The 18,554-nt window shown below is 67.1% G+C and carries 16 protein-coding genes; 6 read left to right on the plus strand and 10 right to left on the minus strand.

The genetic code is table 11. The annotated features are described in order from the left end of the window. Positions 1–9: 9 nt before the first annotated feature. On the minus strand, positions 10–594 hold the full coding sequence (locus LZC94_06895; GenBank protein WXB16995.1) for a hypothetical protein: 585 nt from the start codon (positions 592–594) through the stop codon (positions 10–12). Next, positions 594–5,267 carry a DEAD/DEAH box helicase gene (locus LZC94_06900; protein WXB16996.1) on the minus strand — a complete coding sequence of 1,558 codons (4,674 nt, stop codon included), beginning with the start codon at positions 5,265–5,267 and terminating at the stop codon, positions 594–596. The genes LZC94_06895 and LZC94_06900 overlap by 1 nt, the downstream gene beginning before the upstream one ends. A gap of 23 nt (positions 5,268–5,290) precedes the next feature. Between LZC94_06900 and LZC94_06905 the strand changes: the two genes are divergently transcribed. Then, positions 5,291–5,818, plus strand: coding sequence for an OsmC family protein (locus tag LZC94_06905; GenBank protein ID WXB16997.1), 528 nt, complete (start codon positions 5,291–5,293; stop codon positions 5,816–5,818). A gap of 53 nt (positions 5,819–5,871) precedes the next feature. Here LZC94_06905 and fmt read toward each other — a convergent pair whose 3' ends face one another. From fmt to LZC94_06930, 5 genes are all read right to left on the minus strand, one after another. After that, complete coding sequence (gene fmt, locus LZC94_06910) at positions 5,872–6,816, minus strand: methionyl-tRNA formyltransferase (protein ID WXB16998.1); 945 nt, start codon at positions 6,814–6,816, stop codon at positions 5,872–5,874. Continuing rightward, the gene (locus LZC94_06915; GenBank protein WXB16999.1) at positions 6,816–7,604 is read right to left on the minus strand and encodes a hypothetical protein; all 789 of its coding nucleotides are present in this window, start codon (positions 7,602–7,604) and stop codon (positions 6,816–6,818) included. Before LZC94_06915 ends, fmt begins: the two co-directional genes overlap by 1 nt. Before the next feature lie 135 nt (positions 7,605–7,739). Next, a complete protein-coding gene (locus LZC94_06920) occupies positions 7,740–8,333 on the minus strand; it encodes a hypothetical protein (GenBank protein WXB17000.1) in 594 nt (197 codons plus the stop codon). 80 nt (positions 8,334–8,413) lie between these two features. Beyond that, positions 8,414–8,761, minus strand: coding sequence for a hypothetical protein (locus LZC94_06925; GenBank protein WXB17001.1), 348 nt, complete (start codon positions 8,759–8,761; stop codon positions 8,414–8,416). After that, positions 8,761–9,402 (minus strand): SCP2 sterol-binding domain-containing protein, encoded by a 642-nt coding sequence (locus LZC94_06930; protein ID WXB17002.1) that lies wholly within the window; start codon positions 9,400–9,402, stop codon positions 8,761–8,763. The genes LZC94_06925 and LZC94_06930 overlap by 1 nt, the downstream gene beginning before the upstream one ends. A gap of 33 nt (positions 9,403–9,435) precedes the next feature. Here LZC94_06930 and serA point away from each other — a divergent pair, with 33 nt between their 5' ends. The 4 genes from serA (at position 9,436) to LZC94_06950 (ending at position 14,271) form a co-directional block, all read left to right on the plus strand. Then, the gene (gene serA, locus LZC94_06935) at positions 9,436–10,680 is read left to right on the plus strand and encodes a phosphoglycerate dehydrogenase (protein ID WXB17003.1); all 1,245 of its coding nucleotides are present in this window, start codon (positions 9,436–9,438) and stop codon (positions 10,678–10,680) included. A 170-nt stretch (positions 10,681–10,850) separates the two neighbouring features. Then, a complete protein-coding gene (locus LZC94_06940) occupies positions 10,851–12,035 on the plus strand; it encodes a hypothetical protein (GenBank protein ID WXB17004.1) in 1,185 nt (394 codons plus the stop codon). Between the two features lie 13 nt (positions 12,036–12,048). Continuing rightward, positions 12,049–12,951: a hypothetical protein gene (locus LZC94_06945; GenBank protein ID WXB17005.1), complete on the plus strand. Its 903-nt coding sequence runs from the start codon at positions 12,049–12,051 to the stop codon at positions 12,949–12,951. Positions 12,952–13,131: 180 nt separating this feature from the next. After that, positions 13,132–14,271: a tyrosine-protein phosphatase gene (locus LZC94_06950; GenBank protein ID WXB17006.1), complete on the plus strand. Its 1,140-nt coding sequence runs from the start codon at positions 13,132–13,134 to the stop codon at positions 14,269–14,271. 4 nt (positions 14,272–14,275) lie between these two features. Here LZC94_06950 and LZC94_06955 read toward each other — a convergent pair whose 3' ends face one another. Beyond that, positions 14,276–15,724 (minus strand): FAD-binding oxidoreductase, encoded by a 1,449-nt coding sequence (locus LZC94_06955; GenBank protein WXB17007.1) that lies wholly within the window; start codon positions 15,722–15,724, stop codon positions 14,276–14,278. Positions 15,725–15,774: 50 nt separating this feature from the next. On the opposite strand from LZC94_06955, the gene serC reads away from it, so the two are divergent. Beyond that, the gene (gene serC, locus LZC94_06960; GenBank protein WXB17008.1) at positions 15,775–16,875 is read left to right on the plus strand and encodes a 3-phosphoserine/phosphohydroxythreonine transaminase; all 1,101 of its coding nucleotides are present in this window, start codon (positions 15,775–15,777) and stop codon (positions 16,873–16,875) included. A gap of 131 nt (positions 16,876–17,006) precedes the next feature. Here the strand turns inward: serC and LZC94_06965 are convergent, their stop codons facing one another. Then, on the minus strand, positions 17,007–17,222 hold the full coding sequence (locus LZC94_06965) for a hypothetical protein (GenBank protein WXB17009.1): 216 nt from the start codon (positions 17,220–17,222) through the stop codon (positions 17,007–17,009). 54 nt (positions 17,223–17,276) lie between these two features. Further along, the gene (locus tag LZC94_06970) at positions 17,277–18,554 is read right to left on the minus strand and encodes a hypothetical protein (GenBank protein ID WXB17010.1); all 1,278 of its coding nucleotides are present in this window, start codon (positions 18,552–18,554) and stop codon (positions 17,277–17,279) included.

Below are 18,554 nucleotides of genomic sequence, written 5' to 3' on the forward strand. Positions count from 1 at the left end.
GCTCGTACGCTAGCAAGAACCGCTGGACTCGGCCGCCAAATCCGCGATGACTTCGTCGAACCAGCGGCCGACCATGCGGCGGAAGGGCCACATCCAGCCGTAGTCCGGACCGACGAACCGGTCGACGATGTGCTTTCGTAGCAGCTTGGCGGACGGCAACCCAAAGACTTCATAAGTAGCCCGAATCGTCTCGGTATAAGCCTCCCACTCGATGCGTGCGCGTCCATAGGCAAGACCGAGCGGGAAGAAGGGAATCAGATAGACGAACGCCATGGTGATGTCCCCCATGCGTGCCCGCTGCCTGAGGTGGACTCGCTCATGGCGGAGCAGGATGTAGCGATCGGCATCGCTCATCGTGTCGAAGCTATCTGGTACCCACAGTTTTCCGAAGAGAACGGTATGGTATTGTGTCAGGTAGGTTCGCATCCGGCCCAGTGTGAGGACCAGGAGCGCGCGGTGGATGGCGCGCTGCAGCCGGTTATGACGCTTCTTCAAAATTTCAAAGGTGGGAAACTCCGCCTTCATCTCGTCGATGAGCGTCTCGGCGCGCGAACCGCCCGCGATCGGCTTCCCCGGAGGGGATCCGTTGCCCATCAGGCGTTCTCCTCGCCGTCGACCTCGAGGGTGCGGCGGCGCATGAAGCCAAGGCCCGTAAAACGAAAGCCGGCGCGGGTGAAGGCGCTCGCCATCGGGCTGGCGTTGGCCGACGCTCCGTCGATGGTCGTGATGAACAGCACCTTGCGCTGCCCGGAATCGACCAAGCGCCCCAGCCCCTCGACCAGCGCGCGCTCGGCCGCGCCGCGCAAGGGTTCGTGCGACGGGAGGAATGTCATCAACGAGTCGGCGCTGCGCGCGAGGTAGCCCACCAGCTTTCCGTCGTACACGATCACGTACGCGCCCGCGATCCTCTTGGGGCTCGTCCGATTGTCGGCCGTGTCGGGCGCGGCCGGCCAGGGCAGGATGGCGCCATAGGGGTTGCTCGGATCGGTGGCCGCCAGGATGAAGCAGCGCGGCTCGTCCTCGGTCGCGCGAAAGCTGCGGAGGCGATCGTCGGCGCCGGGCAGGGCAAACTGGGTCGCGCCTTGCCCGGCGATGAAGTAGCCGCGGCGGATCTTGCCCGCCTCCTCCATGGCCTTGAACACGTCGTAGACGGCGGAGAAGCCGCCCGTGATGCGCTCGGCTTGCACCGCCTCGCGGGTGACCACGCCGTAGCGTTCGAGCAGGGCGCGGGCGAGGGCGACGCGCCTCGCGGTGTCGGGCGCGGACGAGGTGCGCAAGGACCAGCGGCCTTCGGTGCCGGGGGTGCCGCCGAAGGAGCCGCGGCGGTGGCGGTGGCGCTCCTCGGAGGCGCGTGCATTCTGCAAGCTTCGCAGCGGCTCGAGGGTGTCGTTGGTGATCTCGCCCGCCCACACCATGTCCCACAAAGCGTCTTTGAGCTCCGTGGGGAAGCCGCCGAGCTCGCGCGCGATGTCCTTGAAGAAGACGGCGCCGCGGCGGTTCAAATAGTCGCGGATGCGCTGGTGCACCTTGCCCTCGCAGGGCGTGCGCGCGAGGGCGAGCAAGGGCTCGTTCTCGGCCAAATACAGGGCGATGCGGCCGTCGTTTGCGCCGAGCGACTCCACGCCGGCCCACGTGACCTCGCCCGAGGCGCAGAGGGCGTCGAGATCCCAGGGGCGAAAGCCCTCGACCCGCGCCGGGAGGATTTCGCTCTCGAGCACGGAGGCCGGGATGGGGCACCCTTCGAGCTGCGCGATGGCCGAGAGCAGCGCTTCGGGGCCGCGGCGCCGGCGGCCGACCCCTTGCCACGCGGGGAGAAAGCGCCCGAGCGCGTCGGCGTCGACCGGCTCCACCTCGCGCCGCAGACGCGCGAGCGCCTTGCGCCGCAGGGCGCGCAGCACCTCGGCGTCGCAGTACTCGGAGATCTCCTCGCGGCCCACGGTGAAGGCGCCCTGCACCACCCGGCCCTCGCCGATGAGGCGCTCCAACGTCACGATGGCCACCGCGGGGCCCCAACCGAAGCGCTCGGCCACCGCATCGGCGGTGAACGGGCCGTGGGTGCGCGCGTAGCGGGCCACCAGATCGCCGACCGGATCGGCCACCGGGTCGAGCAGCTCGAAGGCGATGCCGCGCGGGAGCGCCACGCCGACGGCATCGCGCAAGCGCGACGCGTCCTCGATGGCCGCGTAGCGCTTCTGGCCCGCGATCTCCACGGCGATGATGCGGCGGCTGTTCACCAGCTCCTCGAGCCACGCGCGAACGGTGTCGGCGTCGATGCTGGAGTCGACCCTGGCGTGCACTTCGCTCAAGGTCAGATCGCCCACCGCGAGGAAGAGATCGTGCAGCCCGTCCAGGTGGCGCGCGGGGTAGGTGAGGTGCTGCAGGTACTGCTCGTGCTCGCGCACCAGCTCGGGGTCGAGCAGCTTGCGGAGCTCGTCCTCGCCGAGCAGTTCGCGCAGCTGCACATGGTCGATGGTGAGCGCCTGCGCGCGGCGCTCGGCCAGCGGCGCGTCGTTCTCGTACATGAAGTTGCCGACGAACATGAACAAGAGCGACGCCGCGAACGGGGAGGGGCGATCGGTGTCGATGGTCACCACGCGCATCTTTCGCGTCTCGATGCGCTGGAGCACGTCGATGAGGCCCGGCAAGTCGAAGACGTCGCGCAGGCACTCCCGGTACGTCTCGAGCAAAATGGGGAAGCTCGGGAAGCGCGCGGCCACGCTGAGCAGATCGCGCGCGCGGCGGCGCTGCGCCCAGAGCGGGGTGCGCTTGCCGATCTGGCGCCGCGGCAGCAAGAGGGCGCGCGCGGCGTTCTCGCGGAAGCGCGCCGCGAAGAGGGCGCTCTGGCCGAGCGCGCCGGTGATCAGCTCCTCGACGCTCTCGGAGGGCGGCAGAAAGAGCTCGCTCTTCGGCGGCTCGTGGGTGCCGGTCACGCGAAAGACGATGCCGTCGTCGTTGTAGATGACGTCGGCCTCGCCGGCGTGCTCGGCGCGCAGGCGCGCGATGACGCACGTGGCCCACGGCGCGTGTACGCGCGAGCCGAAGGGGCTCAAAATGGAGATGCGGAAGTCGCCCACCTCGTCGACGAAGCGCTCGATGACCAGCGCTTTGTCGCTCGGGACCTCGCCGGCGAAGTCGAGCTGATCGCGCACGTACTGCACGCAGGCCTGGGCGGCCGCCGTGTCGAGCCCGTGCTTCTTCTCCAGGCGCAGGGCGGCCGCGTCGGGCGCGAGCTTGGCCATGAGGCGGGTCAGCTCGCCGATGGCCGCGCCGAACGCGTGCGATCGGCCCGCGCGATCGCCGCGCCAGAAGGGCATCTTTCCGGGGTGGCCGGCGGCGGGCGAGACCAGCACTTTGTCGGTGGTGATCTCGTCCACCCGCCACGAGGAGGCGCCGAGGAGGAACACGTCGCCCAGGCGAAGCTCGAAGACCATCTCCTCATCGAGCTCGCCGACCCGCCGTCCGGCGCCTTCGCCGCCGTTCAGGAACACGCCGTACAGGCCGCGGTCGGGGATCGTCCCGGCGTTGGCGATGGCCAGCGCATGCGCGCCCGTCCGCGCGGAGATCTTGCCGCTCTTGCGGTCCCACGTGAGCCGCGGGCGAAGGCCGGCAAACTCGTCGGAGGGGTAGCGCCCGGAGAGCATGTCGAGCACGCCGTCGAAGGCCGAGCGCGGCAGGTCCGCGTACGGCGCCGCCCTTCGCACCAGCGCATAGAGCGCGCCCTCGGTGGTCGGCTCGAGGGCGACGATGGCCACGATCTGCTGCGCGAGCACGTCGAGGGGCGAGCGCGGGTAGAAGGTCTCCTCCACCTCGCCCGCGCGCATGGCGGCGCTGGCGGCGGCGCAGGCGAGGAGATCGGCGCGGTGCTTGGGGATGAGCACGCCGGTCGAGGTGCCCGCGACGGTGTGCCCCGCGCGGCCCACGCGCTGGATGCCCGACGCGATGGATGGCGGCGCCTCGATTTGCACGACCAAGTCGACCGCGCCCATGTCGATGCCCAGCTCGAGCGACGAGGTGGCCACGATGGCGGGCAGCTCGCCGTACTTGAGGCGGTCCTCGATGGCGGTGCGCTTCTCCAGCGCCAGCGATCCATGGTGCGCCAGCGCGATCTCCGCCCCCGCGCGCTCGTTGAGGGCGGCGGCCAGTCGCTCGGCGAGGCGGCGGCTGTTGACGAACACCATGGTGGAGCGATGCTGCGCGATCAACCCGAGCAGGCGCTCGTGCACCTCGGGCCAGACCGTCTGCGGTCCGCTGCTGGCGGCGGACTTGTGGCCCGGAGGTCCACCGTTTGCGTGTTCGGATTTGGACGCCGACTTGGAGCCGTTGGCGCTCGGTGATTTGTACTCGCCGACGCCATTGGAGCTCGCGATATGAGGCATTTGCGGCGCCTCGACCCGAAGCTCGATTCGCTTCGGCTCGCTGGCATCGACGATGGTGACCGGGCGCGGCTTGCCGTCGTGCAATCCACCGAGCAGCCGCGACACCTCATCGAGCGGGCGCTGCGTGGCCGAGAGGCCGATGCGCTGCACGGGCGTCTTCTTCTCGCGCAGCACCTCGAGGCGCTCGAGGGAGAGCGCCAGGTGCGCGCCGCGCTTGGTCGGGACCAGCTGGTGGATCTCGTCGAGGATGACCGTCTCGACATCGGCCAGCATGCTGCGCGCGGCCGACGTGAGCATCAAGTAGAGCGACTCCGGCGTGGTGATGAGGATGTCGGGCGGCGTCCTGCGCATTTGCGCGCGCTCTTTGGGCGGCGTATCGCCGGTGCGCACGAGCACCGTGGGCTCGTGGACGACCGTTTCCCGCTCCCGAGCGATGCCGAGCACCCCCGAGAGCGGCGTTCGTAGATTTTTCTGAACGTCGACGGCGAGCGCCTTGAGCGGAGAAATATAGAGCACGCGTATGCCGCGTCGCGGCGATGGTGCCAGCCCGTTGGCCGGCGCGCGCACGATGCTCCGCTTGCCGGACTTTGGCGGTGAAGGCGGTGTCGTCCACATCAGCGCGTCGATGGCCCAGAGAAAGGCTGCCAAGGTCTTTCCCGAGCCGGTCGGCGCCAGGAGCAAGGTGGACTCGCCGCGCGCGATGGGGGCCCACGCCAGGACCTGCGCCCGAGTTGGCTTGCCGAGCGCGCCCTCGAACCACGTGCGCACCGGCTCGTGGAACGCGGAGAGCGGATTTCCGCCGTCGTCGCGGATGGCGCGGCGCGCGGGGAGCACGCTGGCATCGGCGATGGAAGAGGGGGCGGATTCGAGGCGCGACGTTCGCTTCGGCACGGCCGCAACAGGTTGGAGCCTTTGTGGCCATCGCGCCAGAGAGAAGCCGCAAGCTACGTCATCAGGTGTGCGCGCGTGCGATGAGCGGTTGTGTTCTGCCGGGTCACCCGGGCAGATGCGCTCTGGCTCTTGGACGGCCGATTGCGGCCCCCTATATTCGGCGTATGCGTCCTGTGAACGTCTTCGGCGATTCGGCGAAGTTCCGACAGAACATCGAAATCGGCCCGCACCTCCTTCATGCCGACGAACCGACCGAACTCGGTGGAGAGGACGCCGGCCCCGAGCCGCACGAGTTCCTCCTCGCCGCGCTCGGTGCCTGCACCTCCATGACCGTCAAAATGTACGCCGAGCGCAAAAACGTGCCCCTGCGCAACATCCGGGTCGAGCTGCGCGGCGACAAAACCGCCGACGGTTTCATCATCCACCGCGAGCTTTTCCTCGACGGCGACTTGAGCGAAGCCGAACGCACCCGCCTCCTCGAAATCGCCGAAAAGTGCCCCGTGCACAAAACCCTGAGCGGCACCATTCGCATCAGCAGCAAACTGGGTTAGCGCCGCACGACCCCGCGCGTGCCGTCGCGCGGGACGCGCACGCGAGCGCTCGGTTATCCGAGCACGTCGTTCTCCGCGACCCCGCGGCCGAGGAACCAGTCGGTGGCGCGCACCGCTTTGCGGCCCTCGAGCTGCACGGTGACCAGCTCCACGGCGCCCTCGCCGCAGGCCACCACGACGTGTGTCTTGTCGGCCAGAATGACGGTGCCGGGCGGTGCGCCTTCGCGGGACGCGGGGGAGACGCGCGTGGCGTGGATCTTCACGGTCTTGCCGCCTTCTCCGTCGCGCAGCTTGGTGAAGGCCCCCGGCCATGGATTGACGCCGCGTACGTGATCGTGGACGCGTTTGGCGGGGAGGGTGAAGTCGATTTTGCCCTCTTCTTTTCGCAGAGGGGGCGCGAGGGTCGCGCGCGAATCGTCTTGTTTCTGGGGTAGAAAGTCGCCGCGGATGTAGCGCGCGAAGCACGAACGAATGGCGTCGGCGCCCATTTGGGCGAGGCGGTCGGCGAGCTCGCCGGCGGTCTCGTTCTCGCCGATGGTGGTCGGAAAGCTCGTGATCATGTTGCCGGTGTCCATGCCCTCGTCCAATTGCATGAGGGTGATGCCGGTCTCCGTTTCACCCGCCATGATGGCGCGCGAAATGGGGGCCGCGCCGCGGAACTTGGGCAGGATCGACGCGTGGACGTTCAAGCACCCCAGACGCGGCCCCGCGAGCACGTCGGAGGGTAAGATGCGGCCGTAGGCGACGACCAGCGCCACGTCCACCGCTTGCGCGCGCACCCACGCGCCGAAGGCGCCCGTCTTGAGCTTGGTCGGCTGCACCACCGGGATGCCGAGCTCCAAGGCGCGCGCCTTGACCGGCGGCGGCGTGAGGGTGAGCCCGCGGCCCACGGGGCGATCGGGCTGGCAGACCACGCCCACCACGGTCGCGACCGACGTGAGCGCTTCCAGGCAGGGGACCGAGAAACCAGGTGTTCCAAAAAAGATGGCGCGGGTCACTACTTTCCAACCTCGATATCGATCTTCGGTGACGTGAGCTCGTGCTCCGATCCTTCCATCACGTGCAGGAGCGGCGTGATGACGTGGAGCTGGTATTTCCCGGGCGGCAGCGGACCCGCCGGCTTGGTCGGATAGCCCATTTCGAGCGGCGTACCTTTGTACTTCTCGGGCGCCCACTTCGTACGCACCGCGTCCCAACCCAGCTTGACGCGCGCGGTTCCGTAGGGGCTCACGATGACCCGCGCGGTGCCGCGCGTGGCCGGCGTGCGCTCGGTGGCATCTTTGGGCGGGGGCGGCGGCTCGCCCTTGGGCAGATCGACGCGCTTGCCGCGCTTGGCGTCATAGGCCTCCACGCTGAAGCGCGGCACGGGGTCGATGAGGAAGTCGAGCGAGAGCGGCAGCTTGCCCTTGTTCACATAGGTGACGACGATGTCGAGGTGCGAGCCCGGGGTGACCTTGGTGCTGCCGGCGAGCGCCTTCACCTCGAGCACGTCTTTGACCTCGCGGTACTTCGGATCCTTCTCGTTCTCGATCTCGCACACCCTCTGGATGAGCGCCGTCTCCAAGTTGATATCGCGCCCGGTGCACACCGCGCGGCTCGTCGTGACCTCGGGCTCCGCTTCGTGCGCCGGCGCCCCCGCGTCCTCCGAGGGGGCCGCGGCCGACGAGGTCGACGTGTCGCTGCTCGCCGGCGCAGCAGGTGGCGCCGAAGAGCCTCCGCAGGCGGAGAGCGCCATCGAAACCCCCAGGGAACCTACGACGAGAACAGCCAATCCAGCGCGTTTCATCGGAACCTCTGCGTTTCAAAGTCGGGCGCCGCGGCGCACCTCCGGGTTGAAAGTCGTCCGCACCGCTGCGGACCGGATGCTGCCATCCACCACCCGCGGCGACCGCGGGCGCTGGACCTGCGGCATCCTACTCCACTATCGGATGCAATTCTGAAACTCCTCCGTGGCCCGCGCTTTCATGGCGCAGGCGAACTGCGCCTTCGACAGATCGCGGTAGCACGCGCTCTTGAACCCGACGAAGTTCGGATCCTGCGCCACCGTCGCCTTGATCATGCCGCGCGCTTGCTCGAGCTCCTTGCCTGACATGCCCTTGAGCGGCGCGCCATCGCCGGTGACCACCACGTCGATGTAGCGGTCCATCAGCTGATCGCACTCCGCCTTCGAGAGCTCCCCTTTGCCGCCGCGCGCTCCACCGCCGGAGCCGCTCGACGCCGCTGCGGTGCCCTTCGAAGTCTTCCCGCCGCTCCCTTTGCCGGACGATGCCGTCGCCGGCGCGCTGGGGGCACTCGGCTCGGCAGCCGGCGGGGGGCTCGCGGCGGCCGGCGGGGCGGCCGCTTGGGTCACATCTTCCCCCACCTCGGGATCGGGGCGCTTGGCCTCGCGCCGCGCCGACTCCGTGTTGATGGGGACCTCCTCCGTCTTGGGCGGGGGCGCCGAGCTCCCCCCGCACGCGCCGAGGCCGAGAAAAAAGGTCGTCGTCAGGGCCAAAAGAGTGACTCGCGACATCATCGACCGACAGCTTAGCGTCTTTTGCCGTCCACCGACATGGTCCTCGGTCCGTGCACCCCAGAGCTCCGAACGGCGCGGGATCAGTCCAGGCAAGCCTCCCAGTCATTCGGCGTTTTTGCGTGCATCGCGCAGTCGTACTCGTGGTGGCGAACCTTGGCTTCGCACTGGTCCTCCACCTGGGCAAAGTCCTTCTCGGTCTTGCGGATCGCGCGCTTCATCTCGCGCGCCACGTCGCGCTGGGCGGGCGAGAGGCGACCGAGCTCCGGATCGAGGTCGATGCTCATGTCGATGTAGCGGTCCAACATTTCCGTGCATTGTGCACGCGTTATCCCGCGCCCGCGCACGAGGAAGAACAGACCCGCGAGCGCACAGACCGCGGCGACGGCGGCGAGGATGGGGACGTAGTTGCGATGGCGCGGGCGGGGCATCAGGGCTTCGGGAAGAACGGCGCGAGCGCGAACGCGAACTGCATGGCCACCAGCTTCTTGCCCCGCACCGCCACGTGCGAATCGGCGATGGCCTCGTCGGGGGCGAGCTTTCCCGCGAGCAGCTTCTCGAAGACGCTCACCTTGGTCTCGATCTCGGCATCGGCCGCGCTCGTCTTCAGGCCGTGCTTCTTCCCGCCGGCGGCCGACACCCGCAGCCCCACGGGCTCGATCTTGCGCCCGATCTCCAGATCGAGCAGGCGCAGCTCGATCGTCCCGCTCGCTTGCACGAGCCGCTTGAGGATGCGCGGATCGGTGATGAGCTTCACCCCTTGCGCGGGGACGAAGCTGGGCGCGAACCGCCGTTCGCCGCCCAAGTCGTCCAGAAAAAACGCCAACCCGGGCGCGTCGACCGTGAGCCACAGATGCGCGCTCTCCTCGTCGCGCATTTGTTTCACGGAGATTTCGCGACCGCGGATCGCGCAGAAATACCCGGAGCCGAGGGGCGCGCCCTCGATGTGCACGCCCACGGCGAGCTCGCCTGCGCTCGCGTCCGCCGGGACGAGCGCGCGGTGGGCGTCGGGCAAAACTTGTTCGAAGAACGACTCGACGCTCGTGCCGGCAGGGACAAAGTTAGGTAGCATCGCCCACCCTGTATAATGCCTTCCGACCAACCCTTGATCGCCAAACGCCCGTTCCCTGGCTCGGCCACGGCAAAGCCGGCCCTCCGCGTCCTCCTCTGCGAGAACATCCACCCCAGCGCGAACGAGGCGTTCTCCGCCGCCGACCTGCACATCGAGACCCTGTCCTACGCCCCGAAGGAAGAAGAGCTTCGCGAGCGTCTGCGTGACATCGACGTCCTCGGCATCCGAAGCAAAACCCTGGTGCGCGCCTCCACCCTCGAGCATGCGCACCGTCTTTTGTCCATCGGGTGCTTCTGCATCGGCACCAACCAAGTCGACATCCACGGCGCCAATATGCGCGGGGTCCCCGTCTTCAACGCCCCCTTCAGCAACACCCGAAGCGTGGCGGAGATGATTTTGGCCGAGGTGGTCATGCTCGCGCGCCAGCTCGGGGATCGTTCGCGCGAGGTGCACGACGGCCAATGGCGCAAGGTGGCCACCGGCTGCTACGAGGTGCGCGGCAAGACCTTGGGCATCGTGGGCTACGGCCACATCGGCACCCAAGTGGGCATTCTGGCCGAAGCCTTTGGCATGAGGGTCCTCTATTTCGATATCGCGACCAAGCTCCCCATCGGCAACGCGCGCTCCGTGGCCTCGCTCGGCGAGCTCCTCGCCAACTCCGACTTCGTCACCCTGCACGTCCCCGCCACCCGCGAGACCAGCCGCATGATCGGCTCCGCGGAGCTGTCGGTCATGAAGAAGGGCGGCTACCTCCTCAACGCGAGCCGCGGCCAAGTCGTCGACATCGACGCCCTCGCCACCGCCATTCGCTCCAAGCACCTGGGCGGCGCCGCCGTCGACGTCTACCCCGAGGAGCCCGAGTCCAACGGCGATCAGTTCGCGAGCGAGCTGCGCAACCTGCCCAATGTCATCCTGACCCCCCACGTGGGCGGATCGACCGAAGAGGCGCAAGAGTCCATCGGCCGCGAGGTCTCCATCGCGCTGACCAAATTCGTCGTGGCCGGCACCACCGCGGGCGCCGTGAATTTCCCCGCCGTGGAGCTGCCGCAGGTCGGCGGCACGCACCGCGTGCTCAACGTGCACCGCAATGTCCCCGGCGTTCTCCGCGACATCAACCGCATCGTGTCCGACCGCAACGCGAACATCCACAGCCAGGTGCTCGCGACCGACGCGAACATCGGTTACCTGATCATGGACTTGGACCAAGACGTTTCGGCCGACGTGTGCAGCGACATCGCCGCCCTGTCGACCAACATCCGGACGCGCATCAGCAATTAGCGCGGGCGCGATCCGCCGAGGCTACCCACGTCCTCGGGCGGGTTGGGTACGCGAGAACCCAGTCGAAACCTCGGCCGCGCGAGGATCCTCGCGCGGCGCCCCTCTCCGTGGGCCGGCATACGCTTTGCGAATGACGCGGCATTCCAACACGGACATAGGGGTACTCGAAAATGCGTTTCTCTTATATGCGCAGCGCGACTCTCTCCGCGCTCGCGCCGTTCATCCTGCTCGCGTGCGGCGCTTCATCGACCGATGCTTCCTCGGACGTGGGCGATCCCGGCGCCGCCGAGCAGGAGGTGGCGAGCGGCAACCTCGCCGCCCCCAAGACCTCGACATTCATGGTCGTCGCGCCGCCGAGCGCGCCCAGCAACGCCCGCGTCTTCATCGGGGGCACGTACAACAAGCTCGGGGTGGAGATCGGGCCGCTGGAGACCACGGGGCATTGGTGGGATCTCGTGTCGTATCCGCTCAAGACGGACACGATTCAAACCTTGCCGCCGGGCCTCACCACGGTGCAAGCGGGCGTCTTCTCCGTCGATATCAAGAACGTGCCGCAGCCCACCCTCGGCATCAGCAAAACGGACACGCTCACGCCGTACGTCAACGTTTACCGGATCGTCAATGGCGTCTCCAAGAAGATCAATCGTGATTATCTGCCGCTCACGTCGGACGGAACGGAGACCATGGCCGTCCTTCCGGGCACGTACAAGATAGCGTATGGATACAGCGAGGCAGACGGTCCGATCTTCGATATCGCGGGCGGCGAAACCAAACGCATCCAAGCATGGGACTACGCCGCGCGAAGGGTCGCAAAAGTCGTAGCGCCGCCCGTCCGCAAGTTCGAGACCGTTCCCTGCGCGCTCGTGTACGCGGGCGCGACCGTCCAGCATTATTTCCTGTATTATGGCAGGACCCATCGCATGATCCTCCCCGATGGGACCAGCTCCGCCGAGTTTGGCGTGCCCGCGGGCTCGTCCTATGAATATCGTTTGTCGATGGAGGGCATTTACCTGACCGACGATGGAGCGCTGTTGGAGGTACCGGTCCCCCTCGGCGAGCGCGGACAAGGCGCATTGCCGTTTCGAATCGGACGCGTCGACGTCGACGACGTCGCCGTTCCACAAAGCGACGGCAGCACGAAGATGGTCCGCGGCACGTACCAGGTATTTCGGAAGTACGGCGTCGACTCGGGCGGCCGCGATCTGTTTTCGACCGCCAACGCGGCGTGCAAACGCGATTCGACGTTCTCGACGCGCACGGGCGTGGATCTCCCGCCAGGGCGGTACAAGCTCGTCGTGAGCTACCGCGCGGCCGATGGCACACAGAAACAGAACGTCAGCGTGGTCGATCTTTAGAGTGGGGAATCGAATGCGTACGATGCTCGGTAGCGCCCTCGCGCTCGTATGGATCGTGGCCGCGTGCAGCTCCAGCTCCAACGAGGATCCCTCGCCGGGGACGGTGGATGGCCGCGATGGCGGAGGCGGCAACTCGGGGGATTCGGGCGGAGGCTCCAGCGGTTCGAGCTCCGATGGCGCGCTGAAGATCGTGAGCCTCACCTCGGACGTGCAAGCCATCACGGGGCTTCACGACCCGCGCCCCACCGTGTCCCACGCGGTGACATTCGTCGCCATCGTCACCGCCCGGGACGGCCTCGACACCATCGCGGGCGGACAGATCGTCGACGAGGTGGGGAAGACGTATGCCGCCTTCGGCACCGGCGCGCAGAAGGGGACGTATACGGCGTCGGTGGAGTGGGCGCAGATCAATCGCATTTCGCCCATTACGTTCCGGGCGCCGAAAGCGGGGCGAAAGTTCATCGCGCAGTTCTTCGACAATGGCGGGCGCAAGGCCGAAGCGCCGCTCGACGTCTCGTTCTTCTGCGGAAACGATCGACACCCCGACGCTTGGAATGCCTGCAGTGGCACCTGCCAACACCCCATCGAGAACCGCACGTCGTGCGGGTGCGATGCCGTCGACTGCACCAAAGCTCACCCAGCGAACACCGTCGGCAACGACTACTGCTGGAATGGCGCCTGCAAGTTCGTGATGACGTACCAAGCGGGGGTATCCTCTGCTCCGGATCGTTGTTTCGAAGGGAGCACCGCCCTCCCCGAGCTCCTCGATTGCACCGACGTCTGCCCCAAAAGGACGGATCCACCGGCGGGCGAGGAATATCCATCGTTGACCGATTGTCGGACCGTGAAGAACGCCTCGAGGATGCCGAGCGGTTCGACATTCAAAACGGGCAAAGCCTACCGCTGCTACTGTTGAACGATGTCGGTGGAGCGGACAATCATGTGCGTATCCAGCTGAGCTGCTGCATCGTTGCACCGAGAACCGTCCATCCACCTACGCGCTCACGCTTGCGCTATTCGCTCCTCGTTCGCTCCGCAGTCCGCCCCTCCATTGGATCGAAAACCTGGTATCGCTTACCCCCCTGAAGGAGGCGAGATGGTTCGACGATTCTCGAAGTTTTCGCGGTTTGCTGCAAATGCCCTGGTGCCGCTGGTCTCGCTCGCATCGCTTGGATCGCTTGTATCGGCCACCAACGGTTGCTCGAACACCACCAACGCCCCCGCATCGGCGCCCGCTCCCCTCGTCTCCGTTCAGGCCGAAAAGGACGCGCAAGGCAATTACACGCTGTCTTGGGATCCCGTCGCGGCCGACGCCACCGTCGAGGTGACGGCGGGGACCTCGCCCGATGCCATCGATCACGGCCGAGTCCTCGCGCGCGCGGCCGCCAGCGCCCGCAAGGTGACGGTGTCGGGGCTCGACGCGGGTAAGCGGTGGTACTTCGAAGTAGGGCCCAGCGGTGGGGCGAGCACCGTGGTGGGCGAGCGCCATGTGCGGCTCACGGGTGCGAGCAATTACCGCGATCTCGGAGGCTACATCGCCGCCGATGGGCGCGCGGTGCGATGGGGCGCCGCGTTTCGATCGGATCACCTGGGGAAGATCGACGCGCGCGACGTCGATTACCTCACCGGCATGGGGGTGAAGCTCGCGTTCGACTTCCGCACGGACAAAGAGGTGCAAAAGTCCCCCGACACGATCGCCGACGGCGCGCGGATCGCGTACGAGCGCGGCGCCATCGTTCTGCCCATCGACCCCAAGGCCATCCTCGAGTCGGGGACGGTCATCGACGAGCCCTTTCTGACCAAGGTGTACACGGATATCATCGACACCAACGCCGCCGTCTTCGCCAAGCTCTTTCGCCAATTGGGCGAAACCGGCACCCGCAGCATGGTCTTTCACTGCACCGGCGGCAAAGACCGCGCGGGCATCGCGTCGGCGCTGCTCCTCGCCTTCCTAGGCGTCTCCGACGACACCATCACCCGCGATTATGCGCTCAGCGATACGTACAACGCCCAATCCGTCAAAGCGCAAGAAGATGCCATGCGCGCGCAAGGGCAAGATCCCGCCAAGTTGGGTGTGGCCCTGAAGTCCCCGCCCGGGGTGGTTCAGGGCATGCTCGACCACGTGCGATCCAAATATGGATCGGTCGACGCCTACCTGAAGTCCGGAGGGCTCGACGACCTAGCCCTCGCCAAGGTGCGCGCGGCCCTCCTGACCGAAGCGCACCCCACGCGCTGAACGCCTACAGGAGCACTTTGCCGGGGTTCAAAATCCCATGGGGATCGAACGCCTGCTTGAGCGCATGCAAGAGCGCGATCTCGTCCTTGGAACGTGTAAAGTGCAAATAATTGCGTTTCAGCAACCCGATGCCGTGCTCCGCGGAGATGCTCCCGCGGTGCGCGCGCACGAGGGCGAACAAATCGAGATCGCGGTCCTTGGCCTGCCGTAGAAACTCCTCTTTTGGCATCGCGTCGGGCTTCATCACGTTGATGTGCAGGTTGCCGTCGCCGATGTGGCCGAAGAGGCAAATCTCCAATCCAGGGTAGCGGGTCGAAAAGACCTGCTCGAACTCCGCGCAAAAGGACTCCAGCTCCGCGATGGGCAGGGCGATATCGTTCTTGTGCGGCAGCCCGGTGGCCGAGAGGCTCTCGCCGATGCCTTCGCGCAGCTCCCACAGCGCGGCGGCGTCGGACGAGTGCTGCGCCAAGGTGCCGTCTTGAACCAGCTGCCGTTCGAAGAGGGAGGTGAGCCAAGGCTCCAAGGCCTCGGTGCTCGGCGCGCCCTCGAGCTCGAGCAGCACGTAAAAGGGGCTGGGCGACGCGAAGGGGGCCCGCACGGCGCGGTGGCGCATCAGGCGCTGCAAGCAGGAGAGGGTGAAGAACTCGTAGGCCGAAATGAGATAGGGCGTTTGCTTGACCTCGCGGAAGAGGCGCAAAACATCGGCGAGATCGTTCACGGCAAAGAGGAACACATCGAGCTTTCCCGGCCGGCGCGAGAGCTTCAAGGTCGCCTCGGTGATGACGCCCAAGGTCCCCTCGCTGCCGATGAAGAGCTGCCGCAGATCGGCCCCGGTGTTGTTCTTTTCGAGCGCGCCGCCCAGCTCCAGCACGCGCCCGTCGGCCAGCACCACCTGGAGCCCGAGCACCCATTGGCGGGTCAGGCCATAGCGGATCACTTTGACGCCGCCCGCGTTGGTGGCGATGTTTCCGCCCACTTGGCTCGAGCCCTTGGACGAGAAATCGACGGGCCACGTGAGGCCGTGCGGCTCACAGTGCTCGTGCACGGCGGCCGTGACCGCGCCGGCTTGAACGCGGACCGTGTTGCCCACGGTGTCGACGGGATCCATGCGGCGCATGCGGGTCAGGGAGAGAACGAGCTCGCCGTTCGCGGCGACGGCGCCGCCTGCGAGGCCCGTGCGGCCGCCCGAGGGGACCACCGGGAGGCGGCGTTGATTGCAGAATGCAAGGATTGACGCGACGTCCTCCGTGGTGCGCGGAAGGGCCAAGGCCGACGCGTTGGGCGCGTAAACGCGGGTGTAATCGAGCCCGAAGGCCGCGAGCTCGCCCGGATCGCGGGTGACGATGCCCGGGAAAAGTCGCTCGAGTTCGCTCCAGGCAGAGTCGGAGGCGGGTTCGGATCTGTGGGGATTCGGGGGCTCGCGGTCCGCGGGCGGGGAGGTGCGATCGGACATGGGGCGCACATGATAGCGCTCGCCGGCGGCTCGACGTAGCATTCGCGGCCATGGAACGTGTCATCAACTTCAATGCCGGTCCCGCTGCCCTTCCGCTCGCCGCGCTCGAACGCGCCCGCGACGAGCTACTCGACTTTGCCGGCACCGGCATGAGCGTCATGGAGCATAGCCACCGCGGCAAAGACTACGAGCGCGTTCACGACGAGGCGATCGCCCTGCTTCGCGAGATTGCCGGTATCGGCGACGACACCGAGGTTCTCTTCGTGCAAGGCGGCGCCACGCAGCAGTTCGCGCAGATCCCGCTCAATTTCCTGCCGGACGGTGGGTCCGCCGACTACATCGTTCATGGCGCGTGGGGTGAAAAGGCGCTGTCCGAGGCGCAAGCCGCCACCAAATGGTCCGGCGGGAAGGTGCGCGTGGCCGCCACCACCGTGCACGATAAACAATATACGCGCGTGCCGGCCGAGGCCGAGATTGCGCGCGATCCCCAGGCCGCGTACCTGCACGTGACCAGCAACGAGACCATCCACGGCGTGCAGTTCCACGAGCTCCCCAAGGCGGACGCGGTGCCGTTGGTCTGCGACATGTCCAGCGACTTCCTCTGGCGCAAGACGGACTTTTCGCCGTTCTCGTTCGTCTACGCGGGGGCGCAGAAGAACGTGGGGCCGTCGGGGATCGTGATCGTGCTCGCGAAGAAGGACTTCATCGCGCGGGGGCGCAAAGACCTGCCGAAGATCTTTCAATATCGGACGGTGGCCGAGAACAACTCGCTCTACAATACGCCGCCGACATTTGCGATTTACCTGATTCGCAATGTGCTCGACTGGATCAAGAAGGGCGGGGGCCTCGCGCGCATCGAAGAACAGAACCGGCAAAAGGCGGCGCTGATCTACGGGGCCATCGACGCGAACGCATCGTTCTACGTGTCGCCCGTGGAGAAGGCGAGCCGCTCGACCATGAATGTCGTCTTCCGGCTGCCGTCGGAGGAGCTGGAGGCGCGGTTCCTCGCCGAGGCCAAGAAGCTGAAGATGGTGGGCCTCAAGGGCCACCGCTCCGTTGGCGGGATCCGTGCTTCGCTCTACAACGCGGTCAGCCTCGAGTGGACCAAGACCTTGGTCGACTTCATGCGCGACTTCGCGAAGAAGGCATAAACATCTGCGACAAAAAGGGGCCCGACCGCCGCGCAAGATCGGCCGGCGAAAAAGATCCGTCGCGGGTGACGGAATCGGGTCCCTCACGCCAAGTCATGACGAGAGGGACCAAACTTCCTTGGCTTAGTGACTTACTTCTTTTTCGTCGTCGCCGTCTTGAGCGCGCGCTCGAGGGCATCGGCGAGATCGGCCGGAACGGTCGCGCCGCGGCCCCACTGATCGGCCTTCACCAAGGTCGTCTGCGCGGCGCGCGCGATTTTGGCGCGGCGGCCCCGTCCGAGCGCGCGGAAAGCGATTTGCGATTCGGTGGCAACGATTCGGAGGGACGGCTGAAGAAATCCACGCATGACGATAATTCTCCTAGAGGATCGCGAGCGAGCGGTATACAGCCCCCGCGGCGGTCAGCGCAAGGTGAAGGAGCAATCGGCGCTTGGCTTCAGGGTCAAGCGATTTTCCGCGGGGTTCGCGAGGTCGAAGACCAGGGCGCCCGTGAGGGTGGCGGTGCCGGTGAGCGCTTTGTTGCCGAGGACGGAGCCCAAAAGCCCCAGGGGGCCGGCCAAATTCGGCTGCGAGGCGGCCGTACCGCTGCCGAGCTCGGTGCAGGGGATGGGCGTGCTCTCGAAGGTGAAATCGAGGCGCGGGGGGATCCCGCGAACCGTTCCCCCCAGGGTGCCGCCAAAGGGGCCGACGGCGACGATGCCGTCCTGAATCGAGGCGCGGTCGCCTTGGCCCTTCCACTTGCCGCCGATCTTCACGTCGAGGGCGCTCGAGAAGCGGCCGACGTGTACGCCCCACGATTGAAAGACGAGCGCGCCTTCCGTTTCGGGGGCGGCGGTGCCGGGCGCGGCGCTGGGAGCTGACGCGCCGGAGGTGCCGGGGGCGGGCGATGTGGTGAGGGCGCTGGCGTCGACCTCGATTTCCGGATCGTCTTCGGCCGTGAGGCCGAAGGCCGAAAAGGGGAGGCCCAGGCTCTTCAGGTGCGTGCGCGGTATTTTGACGTCCAGGTTCTCCTTGCCGGCGCCGCGCGCCAGAATCACCTGCGGAACCTGGGGCTTCGACGGATCGAGCATCACCCGCAGGGTCATCGTATCGCGCGTGCGATCGAAGGTCGTTCGCCAGGGGCCGAAGGGGCTCGCGCCCAGGGAGCCCGTGATCTTCTCCGCGCCCAGGTGCGCTTCATCGCCCAGCGCCGGGGTGGAGAGGAGCTCGCCGCTCACGCCCTCGACCTCCAGCGACGTGCTCGCCCCCGCGAAGCGCGCCAAGTGAACCAGCGCGTTCGCAAACGTGACCCGCCGCAGATCGCCCCCCGCGGGGCCGGCCCCGCGCGCACTCTCCAGCTCGTTCGCCGCGACCAAGAGATCGGGGACGGTGACATCGAGCCCATGAAGATGGATAGCGGCCGCCGAGAAGCCCGCCAGATCGACGTTGGCCTCCTCGGCCTTGGCCACCGCGCCGGGGATCTTCTCGTGGCGCGCCTCCAGGCCAAAAAGCCGAACGCCCAAGAGCGAGAGGCGCGCTTTGGCGACGGTCAGCTGAATCCCGCGGGCGGCCGCGTCCGAGATGGCCCGGCGGCGCACGATCTCGGGCAAGACGAAGAACAAGGTCACGAGCCCCAGCGCGACGATGGCGAGGGCGATACCGAAACGTGAGCCCAAACGGGAACGAGACTTGGTCGCCAT

This window comes from Sorangiineae bacterium MSr11954 (assembly GCA_037157815.1).
GTDB lineage: Bacteria > Myxococcota_A > Polyangia > Polyangiales > Polyangiaceae > Pendulispora > Pendulispora albinea.